Annotated in this window: 9 protein-coding genes and 1 tRNA gene; all 10 read right to left on the bottom strand. The window is 69.6% G+C overall.

Going from position 1 to position 15,956, the window contains the following annotated elements; genetic code table 11:
- Window positions 1–101: 101 nt before the first annotated feature.
- Window positions 102–1,676, bottom strand: coding sequence for a cellulose biosynthesis protein BcsG (bcsG, locus tag AC0IZS_RS02030; RefSeq protein ID WP_471634122.1), 1,575 nt, complete (start codon window positions 1,674–1,676; stop codon window positions 102–104).
- Window positions 1,673–4,183 carry a UDP-forming cellulose synthase catalytic subunit gene (bcsA, locus tag AC0IZS_RS02025; RefSeq protein ID WP_471634121.1) on the bottom strand — a complete coding sequence of 837 codons (2,511 nt, stop codon included), beginning with the start codon at window positions 4,181–4,183 and terminating at the stop codon, window positions 1,673–1,675. The genes bcsG and bcsA overlap by 4 nt, the downstream gene beginning before the upstream one ends.
- On the bottom strand, window positions 4,180–4,968 hold the full coding sequence (gene bcsQ / locus AC0IZS_RS02020) for a cellulose biosynthesis protein BcsQ (protein WP_471634120.1): 789 nt from the start codon (window positions 4,966–4,968) through the stop codon (window positions 4,180–4,182). Before bcsQ ends, bcsA begins: the two co-directional genes overlap by 4 nt.
- A gap of 25 nt (window positions 4,969–4,993) precedes the next feature.
- Window positions 4,994–5,167 carry a hypothetical protein gene (locus tag AC0IZS_RS02015; RefSeq protein ID WP_471634119.1) on the bottom strand — a complete coding sequence of 58 codons (174 nt, stop codon included), beginning with the start codon at window positions 5,165–5,167 and terminating at the stop codon, window positions 4,994–4,996.
- Window positions 5,164–6,999: a cellulose biosynthesis protein BcsE gene (bcsE, locus tag AC0IZS_RS02010; protein ID WP_471634118.1), complete on the bottom strand. Its 1,836-nt coding sequence runs from the start codon at window positions 6,997–6,999 to the stop codon at window positions 5,164–5,166. Before bcsE ends, AC0IZS_RS02015 begins: the two co-directional genes overlap by 4 nt.
- A gap of 1 nt (window position 7,000) precedes the next feature.
- The gene (locus AC0IZS_RS02005) at window positions 7,001–10,897 is read right to left on the bottom strand and encodes a cellulose synthase subunit BcsC-related outer membrane protein (protein WP_471634117.1); all 3,897 of its coding nucleotides are present in this window, start codon (window positions 10,895–10,897) and stop codon (window positions 7,001–7,003) included.
- 5 nt (window positions 10,898–10,902) lie between these two features.
- Window positions 10,903–12,057, bottom strand: coding sequence for a cellulose synthase complex periplasmic endoglucanase BcsZ (bcsZ, locus tag AC0IZS_RS02000; RefSeq protein ID WP_471634116.1), 1,155 nt, complete (start codon window positions 12,055–12,057; stop codon window positions 10,903–10,905).
- On the bottom strand, window positions 12,050–14,389 hold the full coding sequence (bcsB, locus tag AC0IZS_RS01995; RefSeq protein WP_471634115.1) for a cellulose biosynthesis cyclic di-GMP-binding regulatory protein BcsB: 2,340 nt from the start codon (window positions 14,387–14,389) through the stop codon (window positions 12,050–12,052). The genes bcsZ and bcsB overlap by 8 nt, the downstream gene beginning before the upstream one ends.
- 484 nt (window positions 14,390–14,873) lie before the next feature.
- Window positions 14,874–14,949, bottom strand: a tRNA-Lys gene (locus AC0IZS_RS01990).
- Between the two features lie 89 nt (window positions 14,950–15,038).
- Window positions 15,039–15,926: an NAD(P)-dependent oxidoreductase gene (locus AC0IZS_RS01985; protein ID WP_471634114.1), complete on the bottom strand. Its 888-nt coding sequence runs from the start codon at window positions 15,924–15,926 to the stop codon at window positions 15,039–15,041.
- Window positions 15,927–15,956 lie beyond the last annotated feature (30 nt).

The following is a 15,956-nucleotide window of genomic DNA, read 5'->3' as shown; positions in this document are numbered from 1 at the left end:
CGGGCTCTTCGACCCATTATGCGGGAAGCGGCTGGCTCCGGCACTGCACCAGCGCAATCTTTGCACCATATTGGGGCTTTTGGGCCGGCGCGCCAGGGACGTCAGTAGGCGTAGGGGATCCACTCTCCGTTGCCCGACTTCATCATGAACTTGCCGGCCGCGTTGCGCATCACGATCACATCCGCGTTCTCCGAAACGAAGGGCGTCGTCTCGGGCGCCTGCAGGCGCTCTGCCAGCGGGCGGGCCGTTGCCGCGTAGGGGTTGTCGGCCAGCATGTCGCCCAGCAGCGTGAACAGGCCCAGATAGCTCATGGGCTGGTTCACCACCAGCGGCGCGGCGGGCGCTGCTGCCTCGGGGGCCTTCTTCATGCCCACCAGCTTCACGCCGGCCGGCACCAGCGTGATGCGCGGGCCGGGGATCTCGCGCATGCCCGAGATCTGGATCTTGTCGCCGCGCAGCGAGGCGCCATGTTCAGGCACCAGCACCACCACCACCGGGCGGCCGGCGCTCTCCAGCTCCGAGATGAACTTGTCGAAGTCGGCCATCAGCTGCACCAGGCGCGGCTTGTAGGTATCGAGGCTGCTGCGCGAGCTCATGCCCGGCACGCGGTTGCCGTCGTGCAGCGAGATGGTGTTGTAGTACAGCGCCACGGGTGCGCCGCCGCTCTGGGCGCTGCGCTTCTTCCACCACTGCGAGAGCAGGGCATGGTCGTTGTAGATCGGCGAACCATCGAAGTTCTGCATGTGCACCGGCGCATCCTGGTTGCGCTGCAGCTTGCCGGCCAGGCCTCCGCGCTGCTCCAGCGTGTGGGCGAACTCCTCGTACACGCCATCGTGGTTCAGCAGGCCCGCCGTCTGGTAGCCCAGCTTTTCCAGGTTGGGGAACACATAGCACTGCGGATCGATGCCTTCGTAGAGCTTCTTGTGCGGCGTCTGGCCGCACGAGCCGTGCAGCACCCGCAGCGACGCCGGGCCGCTGTAGCTGGCCGCGCTGTTGAAATTGGTGAACAGCACGTCAAAGCGCTGGAGCAGCGGGTGGTTGCGCTGGCCCACGAACTCCATGTCGTCCCAGGACAGCGAGCACACGTGCAGCAGGATGAGGTCGAAGGGCGGCGTGCCGCCTGCGGCCGGGGTGAATTGCAGCCGTTTCTGGCCCTCGCTGGTGTAGAACTTCTGCAGCAGGGCATCGGGGTCCGAGGCATCGGCCGCCTGGGTACCGTCACCCTGGCTGGCCAGCGTGCCGGCGGCGTTCTCTTCGGCTTTGCGTTCCTGGATCGCAGCCACCAACGGCACGCTCAGGATGCCGACCAGGGCGAAGGTGGCAAAGCGCACGCGGCGCGCCAGCGCGCCGTACAGGAACAGGCCGGCGATGGCCAGCACCAGGGCCGCCGGGCTCACCAGGCGCCCGGCCAGCTCCAGCCAGTAGTCGGCGCTGAAGCCGGCGAGGGCCTTGAGCTGGGAGAGCACCCGCTCCAGCGTGGGCAGGTAGGAGTCGTAGTACAGCAGGGCGATGGCCGCGGGCCAGGCCAGCACGGCGCGCGTGCGCCGCAGCAGTGGGTGCGCGATGGGTGGCAGCAGGGCCAGCCACAGCAGCAGGTTCAGCCACCAGCTGAAGCCGATGTAGCCCGTGAAATGCAGGCCGACCTTGACCAGGAAATACAGGTTCCAGTAGCTCATGCGCGCAGCCCTTGTTGCCCGCGCTGGCGGCCCAGCGGCCAGCGCGCCCGTGCGGCTTCGAGCAGTGATTCCCAGAACTTGCGGTAGCCCAGCACGCCCAGCTGGGCGATCTCCTGCAGGCCGTGCAGGGGGCGGTCGGTGTCGTGGCTGTCGTTCCATTCGCGCCAGGTGTCCGGGCGCGCGAAGGTGCATTGCACCAGGTCGATCTGTTGTTCGCGGGTCATGGGGTCGAATTGCAGGCCCGTGGCGCCCTGGCCCCGGTGCAGCATGATGGTGGCAGGGAAGGTGCACTCGGTGTCGCCGCGCCACAGGCCCACCTGGACCCTGTCGCCCACGGTCAGCGGTGTGCCGCCCGGCAGCTGCAGGCCCAGGCCCGTCATCGAGAAGTCGATGCACACCGCCTGCAGCACGCTGCCATCGTCCTGGTACAGCGTGGCCTGCAACTGGGTGGCTACGCGGTGCATGCGGCGCACCTGGCGCGCCTCGGAGGCCACGCCCAGCGCGGCGCCCAGCATCAGGATGCTGTAGGTGGTCCACAGCAGGTTCAAGAGCACGGTAGCGGTCTCCTCGGTGTTCCAGAAGAACAGGCGCCCGATCCCCATGCCGAAGGCCGCGAAATTCAGCAGCACCAGCACCGTGTAGGGGCGCGAGATCACCCAGTCGAAGTACGGCTGCTCCACCAGCCCGCCCTTGGCCGTGACATTGAACTTGCCCAGGCGCGGGTTGATCAGCGCCACCGTGGTGGGCAGGGCCACGTACCAGGCCAGCACCGTCTCGTAGACCTCGGCCCAGAAGGTGTGGCGGTGCTCGCCCTGCACGTGGGCGTTGGCAATGTTCGATTGCAGGATGTAGGGCAGCACGTACAGCGCGATCATGATGGCGCCCGCGTTGATGATGTGCCACTCGAAGAACAGGAAGGCCATGGGCGCGGTGAGGAACACCAGCCGTGGCAGCCCGAAGAAGAAATGCACCATGGCGTTGGCATAGCAGATGCGCTGCCACAGCGTGAGGCCCTTGCCCAGGAACGGGTTGTCCACGCGGAAGATCTGCGCCATGCCGCGCGCCCAGCGGATGCGCTGGCCCACATGGGCCGACAGGCTCTCGGTGGCCAGGCCGGCGGCCTGGGTCTCGTTGATGTAGGCCGTGGTATAGCCGCGGCGGTGCAGCTTGAGGGCGGTGTGAGCATCCTCGGTCACCGTCTCCACGGCGATGCCGCCCACTTCCATCAGCGGGCCGCGGCGGATCACGGCACAGGAGCCGCAGAAGAAGGTGGCGTTCCAGAAATCGTTGCCGTCCTGGATCAGGCCGTAGAACAGCGCGCCCTCGTTGGGCACGCGGCGGAAGGTGCCCAGGTTGCGCTCGAACGGGTCGGGCGAGAAGAAGTGGTGCGGCGTCTGCAGCATGGCGCACTTCGGATCGCGCTGGAACCAGCCCACGGCCGTGGTCAGGAAGGAGCGCGTGGGGATGTGGTCGCAGTCGAAGATGGCGACCAGGTCGCCGTCGGTCTTGGCGAGTGCGTGGTTCAGGTTGCCGGCCTTGGCATGGTTGTTGTCGGGGCGCACGATGTAGCCCACGCCCATGGACTCGGCGAAGGCGCGAAATTCCTCGCGCCGGCCATCGTCCAGGATGAAGACCTTGACCTTGTCCTCGGGCCATTCCAGCGCCATGGCGGCCAGCACCGTGGTGCGCACCACGCTCAGCGGCTCGTTGTAGGTGGGGATGTACACGTCCACCGTGGGCCACGAGGCCGGCATGCCCTGCAGTGCGGCCGGGCGGCGCTGCAGCGGCCAGGCGGTCTGGATGAAGCCCAGCACCACCACCAGCCAGGTGTAGGCCTCGGCCGCGAGCAGGCCGTAGCCCAGGAAGGCCTCGATGACCGAGTCGAACTCGATGGACGAGGTCACGCGCCACCAGGCGTAGCGGCCCATGGCCAGCAGGCTGATGGCGGCGAGGGCCAGCGACGGGTAGCGCCCGGGCAGGCGACGCAGCACCAGCGACAGGCCCCAGCACAGCAGCATGAACAGGGTCTGTCCGAACCAGTTGAAGGGCGTGGTCATCACCACCAGGCCGGCGAGCATGCCCACGGCCAGCACGGCCCAGCGCAGTCCGGGGATCTCCAGGGCGGGCGACAGCACCCGGTCGGCCAGGCGCATGCCTTTTTCCACATTCACGTGGGTGGCCAGCCGGTCCATGGCGCGCAGGAACAGCCGGATCGGCCAGAACACGGCGGTCAGCAGCAGCGCCAGGCCCTTCCAGCCCCAGCGCAGCACGAAGGCAAGGCCCGCAAAAAGCCAGTGCACCGGCTGGAGCAGCCAGGGCAGCAGGGCGCGGTCCGGCGTGGCGGGCAGCACGATGCAGCGCCACAGCCACATCCACCAGGGCGCGCCAGGGGCCACTTCGAGCTGGCGCGCCAGCCATAGCCAGGCCAGGCGCAGCCGTGCGCGGGCGCCCTGCGCCGTGGCGGGTTCGGCGGGCGGGGCCACGCTGGTACCTGCTTGCACTGTCATGGCCGGCTTGCTCCAGCCACCAGCATCGACAGGGGGGCCTGGCGCTGGCCGGTGAGCCAGTTGCACACGCCCTGCAGGTCATGGGCCGACTGCGCCTGGGGCGCGAAGCTGCCTACGCACATGCCGCGTGCGAGCGCGCGCGGGATGTTCTCGTCTTCGTGCAGCGTATAGGGAATCAGCCGCTCGCCCCATTGCTGGCGCAGTGTCTGCAAGGCATCGCGGTGCGAGATCCGGCGTGGGTCGAAGCGCGTCACCAGCACGCCCTGGTCGGCCGGTGCCGCTGCAGCCTCGTGCAGCATGGCCTGCAATCCTGCGGGGTCGGCGCAGGCGCGGGCAGAGGCCTCCAGCGTCACCAGCACGGCATCGGCGCAGCGCAGCGCAGCCCGCGCCAGGGGCGATGGCCAGGCCGGCGTGTCCAGCACCACGGTGCAGGCATCGGGCACGTCGAGCAGCTCCAGTTGGTCCTGCAGCCAGCGCGGCTGCGCCTGCAGTTGCCGGTGCAGGGTGTCGATGGCCTCCGGCGTCGCCTTGCCGAAGGGCAGCACGCTGACGCCGTCCGTGTTGTCGAAACCGGCGTCGGCCCACCACTGGCCTGCCGCCGCCAGGGGGACCCAGCCCAGGGCGCTGGGCTCCTGCATGCCCAGGTGCATGCCCAGCAGGTTCTGGGCGCACAGTTCCACCGCCAGACAGGACTGGCCCTGGCGCGCCAGGAGCGTGGCCAGATGGGCGGTCAGGGTGGTTCGCCCCGATCCACCGAGCGGCGATACGACGGCAATCACACGCATGCAGGATCTCTCTTCATTTGTTCGGTCATTCCGCGGATGGCGGGGTCGCTGCGCCAGGCGGCGGCAGCGCGGGGCGGTAGGGCTGCACGCAGCGCAGCGGCCGGTGCGCGTGCCGCAGGCGGCGCAGCACCAGCCAGCAGGGCCAGGCCAGCAGGGCGCCCAGCACGGTGTAGAGCAGCAACTCGATCAGGATCTTCATGCCATCGACCTCGGTGAGGGGCGCGGCACGGCACGCCGCGCAATGGGCCGGTGCTGCACGCCAGGTCCGGCGGCCACGGGAAGCAGCGGACGGGGTTCGGTGCCGGCCACCTCGGGTGCCAGGCCGGGCGCAGGCGGCAGGGCCGGCAGGTCTGCCAGGGCCGGGGCGGCCACCGGCACGGCGCGGGCCGCGGCCTGCGCAGCGGCGGGCCGGGGGCTGCCAGCGAGGGCGGCGCTGTAGTCGGGCAGGCCCTTGCGCAGCGATTCCTGCAGGGGGGCCACCATGGCGCGGATGCCGGTGTCCGTGCTGTCCGTGGCTTCGCTGGCGAACAACTGGGTCAGGGGCAGCGTGAACAGTCGGTGCAGCGCCAGCTCGACGTCGGGCTCGCGGCAGGCGAACAGGAAGACGTAGACGCTTTCGTGGTCGGCGGTGAGCAGGTCGCCGTCGCGCGAGGTGTGGCAGGCGCGCAGGGCATCGAGGTGCGGGATCTGCGCCAGCACGTTCAACCGCACCAGGCTGTGCGACAGGCCGATGCCGTGGGTCCGGTCCAGCATGCCGCGCACCAGGGCGCAGAACTGGGCCGGTGGCTGGTAGCCACGCTCGCGCGTGGGCATGAAACTGTCCAGCGCTTCCTCGTAGTCGGGGTGTACCTTGCGGGTGTGGCTCTGGGCGTTGATGTCCTGCAGCAGTTGCAGCAGCCGGGAGAAGCCCACTTCCTTGTAGACCACGGCGCTCGCACCCAGTTGCAGCAGGGCCTGCTCGCTGTGCGTGCGCAGCTTGCCCAGGTTCTCGCGCACCACGATCTTGAGCGTGAGCGGGCGCGACAGGCGCAGCTGGTGCACCAGGCGCGCACGCGCCTCGAAGTCCGATGCCTGGCCTGCGTCGATCAGCACCGTGGCGGCCACGCTCGCGGCGGCGGCCACCTCCATGTCGGCCAGGCTGTCCACGATGCGCCAGTGGCCGGGCACGCCGCGCTGGCCATCGACCGAGGCACGCGTGGCGATCACCTCCGACTGGTCCACGGCCTCGACCAGTTCGCGCACGGCGCCCCGGGTGCGGGTGCCATCGGCCGCCAGGCGGTCCGACGCGCCATCGTGCAGCAGGCCGAAGGCGGTCTGGAAGAGGGCGCCGGCCTCCGTGTTCCAGCGTTCCAGGCCCAGGCTCCAGCGGTCGGCCTCGGTGCGCAAGGTGGCGATGTGCATGGACATCTGGCACAGGTTGCGCAGCGCGGGCAGCAGCACCTCGGGCGCAAGCGGCGGGAAGAAGCCCAGCACCACCGGGCGCAGGCGCTCGCGGCACAGGGCGCTGAGCTGGCGGCTCACCCGCGCCAGCTCGGCCACGCTCAGGCCTGTCAGAAGGCCCTGGGCATCGCAGAGGTACAGCGCGTGTCCGGGCTGCAGGCCGGTGCGCTCGAGTTCTTCCACCAGGGGGGGCAGGCCATGGCGCCGCACCTCGGATTGCAGGCCGGGGGAGAGCAGCCACAGCCGCAGGCGTCCGGCACGGTAGGCCGCCTGCAGTGCGGGGCGCTGCAGCAGCCCGTCGGCCCACGGCGCGCTCGAAGCGACCAGGGCCACCGGGCCGGCCGCGACAGCGTCTTCGATCAGGGCCGGGAACCACCGTGCGGCACTGCTGTCGTCGGCAGCCACCAGGGACACCGGCACATGCGCAGGCAACTGGCCCACCCCTTCGGGCAGGCCTTCGATGCCGATGCGTGTCGGCGTGGCGCTGGCGGCCGCATCCTTGCGGGCCGCGGGCCGCAGCCAGCGCAGGGCGGAGCGCGCCAGCCCTGTGGGTGGTGCGCCCTTGCGCGGGGAAGAGGAAGCGGAGGACATGTCAGAAACTCGAATAGGGCTGCACCGGACGCGGGCGGTTTTCCAGCGGCGCGAGCACCGGGTCGAAACGGTAGCGGCCGTAGACCATGAGGTTGGTGGGTGCGTAGTAGGCCGAGCGGTCCAGCTCCAGCTGGGCACCCAGGGCGAGGTTTTTGGTGACCTGGTACTCCAGTGCGCCGCGGAACGAGCGGCCAAAGCCCGAGCCCGAGCTGCCCGTGTACACCGGCACGCTGCTGCTTTCGGCCAGGCGCGCGCGCGCCAGCGATTGCAGCAGCGCGTTCTGCGGGAAGTAGTCGGTGTCGGCGCTGCTGCTGCGCGAGACCGAGATGGCACCCCGCGCCAGCCAGGTGAGTGCGCCCTTGCGCCCACTCCACTCGAGGGGCAGTGCGATGGACGCGTAGCTGCGCGGGCTGTAGTAGCCGCCATGGCCGAAGCTGTACTCCGACAGGTCCTTGCCGTAGTGCCAGGCCGAAAAGGTCACGCCCATGTTGACCACGCTGGTGTCGCCCTTCCAGACGTCGCGGTCCACGGCCACGCGCAGCTGGGCACGGGTGTTGGTTTCCACGCTCTTGCCCGTGAGGGCCGCGAGGTTCAGGCTCACCGAGCTGCTGTAGGGGCCGAAGTCGGTCGACAGGCGCCCGGAGGCACCCGTGGCCACCACACCGCCCCAGACCTGGCCGGTGATGGGATCGCGCGCGCCGGCATAGGACAGCAGGCTGCCCGTGATCGGACGGCGGAACCCTTCGAGCTTGTAGCGGTAGCGGCCCAGCTCGCCGGTCCTGGCGAGGCCCCCCACCAGGTTGGTCACCGGAAAGCCCACGCCCGTGGTGCCGATGTCCCACTGGAAGTCATCGCCCACGAAGCCGAAGCCCAGGTTGGTGCCCGTACCGCGCTGGCGCCGGTAGGCCAAGGGCGAATTGGGCGGCAGCGCCGCGATCTGGCCGAAGTCCGTGAAGTCCGAGCCATCGGCCGGCAGCTCGCCGGCATCGAGCTTGACCCGGTCCACATGCAGGAAGTAGTGGCCGTCGTAGCCGCGCGGCATGAAGGCCACCACGGGCCGCTCCCAGCCGCGCAGGCTGGAGATGCCATCGGTGGAGTTCTTGCGCAGGCCCGTGTGGGCAGCTTCGATCCACACCTGGCGGCGCGCTTCGATGGAGTCGATCTCGCCCTGGATCTTGGCCACCACGGCCGTGTCCACGGGCAGCGAGAGCGCATAGCTCTGCTGCAGTACCAGCGGGGGCTCGGTCACCGTGGATGGGTCGGGGGCGGTTTCTGCGGGCGCGCTGGCAGCAGCGCGCGTCTCCAGCATCAACGCGCTGCGAAAGAACACCAGCGCCTGCGCGTAATTGCGGTTTGCGCGCTCAAGCCGCGCCGCATGCAGCAGCACGTCGCTGTCCTGCGGAAAGTCCTGCAGCAGCCGTGCGGACAGCGCACGCGCCTCGTCCATCCGGCCGGCGCGCTGCCAGATGCGCAGCAGCGCCAGTTGCTGGCCGGCGTCGGTGGCCGGCAGGTGGTCCTGCAGCCACTGGGCGTGCTCGGTGGCGCCGCGTGCATCGCCCAGGCGCGACAGCGCGTCCGCCAGGTTCATGCGGACCTCCATGCTGTCGGGCTGGGCCTTGGCCAGCGGGGCCAGCAGCTGGGCGGCATCGGCGTACTCGCCAGCAGCCATGAGCAGGCGCGCCTGCGTCTGCGTGCGCTGCTGGGCGGTGGCGGGCGTGTCGGGCAGTTGCAGCGGCTGGCGGGCCAGGCGCAGGGCTTCGCCGAGGTGGCCGGCCTGGCGCTGCTGCTCGATGAGCCGCTCGCGGTGCGCGGTGTACACGGCGACGAGCCGCGCCTCCTGCTCGGCGCTCCAGCCGGGCGACTGCAGCAGGCCGGGCAGGCGGACGGCCAGGCCCACGTCGTCCTGCGCGCGGTTGAGCAACTGGGCATGGTCGAGCTGCACGTCCATCGGCAGCGCTGCGCTGCGCGCGGCCAGGCGGTCGAACACGGCCACGCCGCGGGCCGATTGCGCGCGGCGGAACCAGGTGTTGGCCACCGAATACAGCAGCTCGGCATCGTTGCCCGCCGCTTGCTCGGCCTTGTCGAGCAGGGCCTGGGCCTGTGCCGGGCTGCGGCTGGCGCCACCCTGGGCCACCAGCGACTTGACCGTGGAGCGCTGCGCCAGGGCCCGCATGGCATCGGTCTGCTCGGCCGCAGGGATCTGTGCCAGGTCGGCGAGGGCGCCCTCGTCGTTGTCCACCGCCGAGCGCACCAGGGCGCGCGCATAGTGCATGGCGCTGCGATCCGTGCCGGCCGCCGGTGGCCGCGCGATGCCTTCGTCCATCACGCTCAGCGCCTCGCGCGGCAGGTTCAGCCGCAGGTACAGGCGCGCCAGGCGGTGGCGCAGCCAGGCATCGTCGGGCGTGAGCAGCACGGCCGACTCCAGCGTGCGCATGGCGGCGCTCAGGCGCTGGGCCTGCAGGTGCTCGTCGGCCTGGGCACCGAGGATGTCGGCCTGCGTGCCCAGCAGTTTTTCACCCAGCGCCGCGTCGCTGGCGGAGGCCTTCTCGAGCAGTACCAGGGCTTCGCCCGAGCGGCCCGTGCGCGCATACAGCCCGGCCAGGCCCTTCAAGGCCGAGCTGCTGTTGGCCTCGGTCTGGATCGCGCTTTGGTACAGGGCTTCGGCCTGGGGGCGCTCGCCCTGCAGGTCGCGGATGCTGGCCAGGGTCGTCAGCGCCTCGGCATTGTTCGGCTGCATGGCCAGGGCCCGGACCGCCAGGTCGGCGGCCGTGGCCAGTTCGTTCTTTTCCAGCGCCACGTCGGCCTGGCGCAGGTAGCCCCAGAACCGGGCCGTGGCCTGCAGGTCCTTCCACTTGCCCTGGCGGGTGAGCGCGAAGGCCTGGCCGAACAGGTCCTGGGCCTCTCCATGCTGGCCCTGGCGCAGGCGGATCATGCCCAGGTTGCCCAGGCTCTCGCCGTCGCCGGGGCGCAGCGCGAGCACGGTCTGCAGTTGCTCTTCGGCGCGCTCGGTGTTGCCCTGGTCGAGTGCCAGGCGCGCGGCATTGCGCGCGATGTTGGCCGGGTCGCGGGCTGCGCGCTCCGCGCGTTCGACGGCCTGCTGCATCGCGGCCAGGCGGTCCACCATGGCCTGGTCGCCCGGGTAGCGCTGCAGGAAGTTGCGCACGCGCGGCATGTTGGCTGCGGTGTTGGGCAGGCGGTCCACAGCGCGGCGCCACAGGTCCTGCAGTTGCTGGGCATTCACGTCGGGCTGCTTGGCAAGCGCCTCGATCTCCTGCACCACGGCGCTGGGGTTCTCGCCGCCGTACATGCGCATTTCGAGCTGCGCCAGGCGGTAGCGCGACTCGCCCGTGTCCTGGTAGAGCTTGCCCAGCTGGCGTGCGGAATCGCCGCCGCCCTTGGCGCCTGAGCCCAGGATCTGGTGGTATTCGAGGGCCAGGCCGCCGAGTTCGGGCGGGCCGGCGGGAAACAGCTCGCGTGCCAGGTCGGCGGCCTCGGCCTTGCGGCCGGCACGCGCCATCAGCCGCATCTGCGAGAGCTTTTCGCGGTCGGGGCCGTACACGCGCACCAGGGTCTCGAGTTCCTGGGTCACCTTGTTCTGGGGGTGGCGGGTGCGCAGCGTCTCCAGGATGCGCTTGGCCTCGTCGGTCTTCTTTTCGCGCAGCGCCAGGTCACCGAGGGTGCCCAGGCCCTGGGGGGAGTAGGGGTCCATGGCCAGCAGCTTGTCGACCAGTTGGCGCGCCATGTCGGGGCGGTTCTTGGACGCCCACAGGCGTGCGCCGCTGAGCAGCTCAGCCTCGATGGCGGGCGGCGCACTGGCCAGCACGCCGTGGCTGGCCGGAAGGCAGGCGGCGGCCAGCAAGGTGAGCGAGGGCAGCCACTGGCGGGTCCGGCGGGGCATTGGGGTCACGGTTTCCACCGCGCAATGAGCTGGCCCGTCGCCGTGAATCGGTACTGGCCATCGAATGCGCCCTGGCCGAAGAGGGCCAGCACCTGTTCGTAGTAGGCCGTGGGCCGCAGGGGGCGGGCCTCCAGGCGCATGCGCTGGGCTTGCAGGGCCTTGTCGTCGCCCGCGGCGCGCAGGAAGGGCAGCATAGCGGCCGAAAAGCCCGAGGGCGCCGGCCCCGAGGCCTGCCCGGTCAGGATGTCGATGGATTCGGGCGGATAGCCCTGCTCGCGCACGTAGCGGGCCATGGGCGCCAGGGTGTCGAGCAGCGCCCTGCGGCCCGGCGCGTCGGCATGCACCATGCCGGCCCACAGGTAGACGCGGATGGCGTTGTAGGTGCCCTGGCCTTTTTCCTTGCCCTCGGTGTCGACGAGGAAGCCCTGCTTGGCGTCGTACACCGTCCAGTCGGGCGTGAAGCCCTTGGGCGACGAACCGCGGATGACCTTGAGCGAGCTGTCCACCAGCAGCTTCCACTGCGGGTCGGCGTCGCCCGCGGCCAGCCAGTGCATCAGGTGCATGGGCATGTAGCTCGGGTTCAGGCGCCAGCGTCCATTGGGCTGCACGAAGCCCTTGGGCGCGGGCAGCAGGGTGGGGCCCAGGCCGGGGATGTCGGCGGTCTCTTCGCGCAGCACGCGCGCGGCCAGCAGGGCCGACAGGGCGCGGTAGCTGCGCTCGTTCCACAGGCGGCCGGCTTCGCCCAGGGCGTAGGCGATCCACAGGTCGGCGTCGGAGGCGGCGTTGGCGTCGATCACGCCCCAGGTGCCATCGGGGCGCTTGCCCCAGAGCCAGGCGGGCAGGCGCGCCGTCATGTCGCCGGCGCACAGGTTGTTCTCGGTCCAGCGCAGCAGCTTGTCGAACATCGGGCGGTCGTTGGCCACCAGGGCGAAGAACAGCGCATAGCCCTGGCCTTCGGAATAGGTCTGGCCCCCCCCATCGTCATCGGAGACCACGCGGCCGCCTTCGTTGATGAACTGGGCCTTGAACACATCCCAGGCGGGCCAGACCGCGCGGCCGGGGGCGGCCTGTTGGGCCCGGGCGGCCGGCAGGCCGGACAACAGCAGGGCTGCACTGGCACCGGCCTGCAGCGCGGTGCGGCGTCGAAGGAAATCAGTCATTGCGTGCCGCCAGTCGGCGCCGGGCCATGCTGCGCAGCGCGGCATAGACGATGAAGGTCAGCAGCAGGCCGGTGCCGATGCCCACCAGGGCCAGCAGCAGCGGGTGGCTGTGCATGTGGAACCACAGGCGCTGCCACCAGGGCAGGTCGCCCACGTAGTACACCGGCTTGATGCGAAAGCTCTCGATGGCGTCGCCGCGCATCAGTCCCAGGTCGCCGCGCAGGCTCTTGATCTTGCCCGCATCGTTGAGGCCCAGGCTCAGGAGGGCCATGGCCTCCTTGTCGGTGGCCGTGAGGGCCACCACGCTGCGCCCGGCCGAGAGCGGGGACTCGAAGCCCGTGACGGCGGCCAGCGGGCCATTGCCCTGCAGGATGGCCTGGCCGCCCGAGGCCGACAGGCGCTGGTTGGACTCGAGGTTGAACAGGTCGATGAAGGAACCCATGGCACGCTCCAGCGGCTGCACGGAGCGCGCGCCGGCAGCCAGCAGGGCCGGCAGGTGGCTCTGCCACTTCTGCAGCAGGCCATCGCTGTCGGCCTGGGAGATCACGAGGATGTCGGTGTCGGCGGCCTTGTCGGCCTCGGCCGCGCGCAGCAGCTTGAAGCGCGTGCCGGGATAGCCGGTGGAGGCGCTCATGCGGCCCACGGCGGTGAGGAAGACCTCCACGTCCGCGGTGGTCGGCTGGTTGGGCAGGATGATGGAGGTCTGCGCCAGGTCGGGCACCCGCGTGAAGGGGAAGCCGCTGTTGGCATAGGCCGCCAGATTGGGCATGGCCAGGTAGTGGCGGAAGGCCGTGAGGTCGATGGTCGACTGCGGGTCGATGGCCGCGTACAGCTCCGTGGGCGGCGCCGAGCGGCAGCGACCCAGGTCGTTGGGCGGGATCTGGAAGGCGAACTGCAGCTGGTTGTCGCCGCCGATCATGAAGGCCGGGATCTTCAGGTCCGAACGCGTCTGGGCGTTGCCGTCATCGAACAGCGGCAGCATCACCGTGCTCTTGCCGCTGGTGCGGTCTTCGCGCGACTGCAGCGGGTAGGACTGGATGAACTGGTTGTTGATCGAGATGTTCAGCGCGCCGTGGTCCGACACGCTGTTGGGCGTGTAGCGGTAGGTCAGGTCCAGCGGCACGCCCTTGGCGTTCCAGGTGAACAGGTCGGGCGCCATGCGCGTATAGACATTCACCGTGTCATTGAGCACCGAGCCGCGCAGCTGCAGGTCGGCTGCGCTCTGCACCAGTTCGGCCAGGCGCACGGGGCGCTTGGTGGTGATCCAGCGCGGGGCATCGTAGGGCTTGGCCAGGTCGGGGTAGTCGAGCGATTTGACGGCGATGGTCTGCCCCGACAGCACGGCCTTGCCCAGGGCCAGCGCATCGGCGGCCATCTGCACCTGTGCATCGTCCTTGCCCAGCACCAGCAGCAGCTTGGCACCGGGCACCTCGGGGTGGGGCACGACGGAGAGCGTAGGCTCGGTGACCGGTGCCATCGCCTGCAGGAAGGCGGGGCGGTTGTCGTTGGTGGCCAGCACCACGGCGTGCTGGCGTGGCAGCTGGTTCTCGAACACCGGGAACTGGTTGCCGCGGTAGCCGGCGAGCATGCCGATCCAGCTGGCAATCGAGCCCGATGCCTTGAGCGTGCCGGTGCTGGGCTTGGCGCCGTACACGAAAGGCAGGTTCACCGGCCGGTTGTCGCGCGGGTCGAAGAACGGCGCGGGCAGCAGGGCCAGGTCGTCGCGCAGCGGGATCTGGCGCAGCGACAGCTCCAGCTGGCTCTCGTTGCTGATGGTGGCCCACAGGCTCGAATGGTTGGGCGCCTCGCACTCCATCGTGTAGTGGCCGATGAACTGGAAGCGAAAGCGGTTGTAGTCGGTGAAGTAGCGCGGGTCGATGGTGAGTTCGACCGTCTGTGGCGTGCCCAGGCGCTCCTTGTCGAGCACGATGGTCTGCAGCGTCTCGTCGTTGAGGATGAGCTTGAGGTGCGACAGGTTCGGGATCAGCGCCGGCGACAGCGTGAAGGTCAGGCGCAGCCGGGCGGCCTCCACCACTTCGTCGCGCCGCACACCCACGCCGACACTGGCTTCGCTCTCCACGCCGCGCAGGGATATGGGGCGCGCCAGGCCCAGGTCCTTGAGGCTGGTCTTCCACTGGCGCAGGGGCAGGGCGGGTGCGGTGGGCTCTGCCGCCGCGGCCGTCGCGGGGCTGTCGGGCACCGTGGCTGTGTTGCGGGCCGCGCGGGCCTTGGCCCGCTCCCTGGCGGTCGATTCCTTGGCGGGCGCCGTCTGGGCGTTGGCCGTGGGAAGGGGCGCAGAAACCAGGCCCAGGGCCATCAGCGCAGCCAGCAAGGGAACTGTTCGGGTGGTGTGTCGAGAATTCACGGGGCTTTGAAGGGTTCTGGCGGTTGGGTGGTGGAGACGCCCGCGACTTGCCTGCCGACGATGTCATCTGTATGACAAAGTGTATCGATACATTTTGACTATGAAATACCGGAAGACACTAGTTTGCAATTAACGCGGACGCATTGAGGGCCTTGCGCATGGGTACGCGGGAAAGTGCTTGCTGGATGCAATTTCCGCGCAAAAAATCTGTCGCGCCAAATTCACGCTGGCTTTTGTCGGGAACAGGGGCGGGGGGTTTTCGCACGCCGGATGCGCAGGCGGTGCGCGCGCATCCAGATGACCCGAGTGCGAAGACCGGTGGTGTGCAAAAACAAGGGGGAGGGCAAGCCCTGGGGAGGCGCGGGTGCCATCCACTGATCGACTGCGGCGCCAACAAAAAAGCCGATACCACGTGAGCAGTATCGGCCTTGTGTGCCTTGCGGCTTAGATTTGGTGGGTCCTGAGTGACTCGAACACTCGACCTACGGATTAAGAGTCCGCTGCTCTACCAACTGAGCTAAGAACCCAAATCTTTTAATGATCTGTCTGCGTTGCTGCAGAGCCTCGAATTATGCACTAGTTTTTTCAGGGTTGGCAAGTCGCGGCAAAAAAATCTTCATTGCATCGCATTGCGGCTGGCCAGTTCCACGAACAGCCCACTGTGGTCCAGCTCACCCAGGCCATGCTCCACGCCCTCGGCGTACAGCGCCTCGAAGAGTGCCGTGATGGGCGCGTCGAAGCCGATCTCGCCGGCCGTGGCCAGGGCGTTGCGCATGTCCTTGAGCTGCACCGTCATGCGGCCCTGGGGGGCAAAGTTGCGCTCCACCATGCGCTGGCCATGCAGTTGCAGGATGCGGCTGTCGGCAAAGCCGCCGCCGATGGCCTCGCGCACCTTGGCCATGTCGGCCCCGCCCTTGGCGGCGAACAGCAGCGCCTCGGCCACGGCGCCGATGGTGATGCCCACGATCATCTGGTTGGCCAGCTTGGCGAGCTGGCCCGCGCCGTGCGGGCCGACGTGGGTGGCCCGGCCAAAGGCGGCAAAGATGGGCAGGGCGCGCGCATAGTCCTCGGGCCGTCCGCCGGCCATGATGGCCAGGGTGCCGTTCTCGGCGCCCACGGTGCCGCCGGAGACCGGAGCATCGAGGTGGGCGATGCCCATCTCGCCCAGGCGCGCTGCATGGTCGCGCGCCTCGCGCGGCTGGATGGAGGCCATGTCGATGAACAGCGCATCCCGGCGCAGGGCCTGCGCCGCGCCCAGTTCGAACAGCACCTGGCCCACCACGGGGCCGTTGGCGAGCAGGCTGATCACTACATCGGCGCCGGCCACGGCAGCGCGCACGTCCGTGTGGACGGTGATGCCGGAGGCGGCAAGCGGTTCGGCCGCCTCGCGCGTGCGGTTCCAGGCATGGACCTCGTGACCGGCAGCGCGCAGCCGGCGCGCCATGGGCGCGCCCATCATGCCGATGCCCAGGACGGTGGTGCGCAGGGGAGGGGTGTTGTGCATGGTTTCTGTCTCCTGGTGTGCTTGTCTCTG

It is taken from the genome of Acidovorax sp. AC410, from assembly GCF_979253235.1.
This window is presented reverse-complemented; position numbering and strand designations above follow the sequence as displayed.

Bases quoted from the DNA above. Each gene is read 5' to 3' on its own strand.
- bcsG (WP_471634122.1), bottom strand. From the start codon at position 1,676: ATGAGCTACTGGAACCTGTATTTCCTGGTCAAGGTCGGCCTGCATTTC.
- bcsA (WP_471634121.1), bottom strand. From the start codon at position 4,183: ATGACAGTGCAAGCAGGTACCAGCGTGGCCCCGCCCGCCGAACCCGCC.
- bcsQ (WP_471634120.1), bottom strand. From the start codon at position 4,968: ATGCGTGTGATTGCCGTCGTATCGCCGCTCGGTGGATCGGGGCGAACC.
- AC0IZS_RS02015 (WP_471634119.1), bottom strand. From the start codon at position 5,167: ATGAAGATCCTGATCGAGTTGCTGCTCTACACCGTGCTGGGCGCCCTG.
- bcsE (WP_471634118.1), bottom strand. From the start codon at position 6,999: ATGTCCTCCGCTTCCTCTTCCCCGCGCAAGGGCGCACCACCCACAGGG.
- AC0IZS_RS02005 (WP_471634117.1), bottom strand. From the start codon at position 10,897: ATGCCCCGCCGGACCCGCCAGTGGCTGCCCTCGCTCACCTTGCTGGCC.
- bcsZ (WP_471634116.1), bottom strand. From the start codon at position 12,057: ATGACTGATTTCCTTCGACGCCGCACCGCGCTGCAGGCCGGTGCCAGT.
- AC0IZS_RS01985 (WP_471634114.1), bottom strand. From the start codon at position 15,926: ATGCACAACACCCCTCCCCTGCGCACCACCGTCCTGGGCATCGGCATG.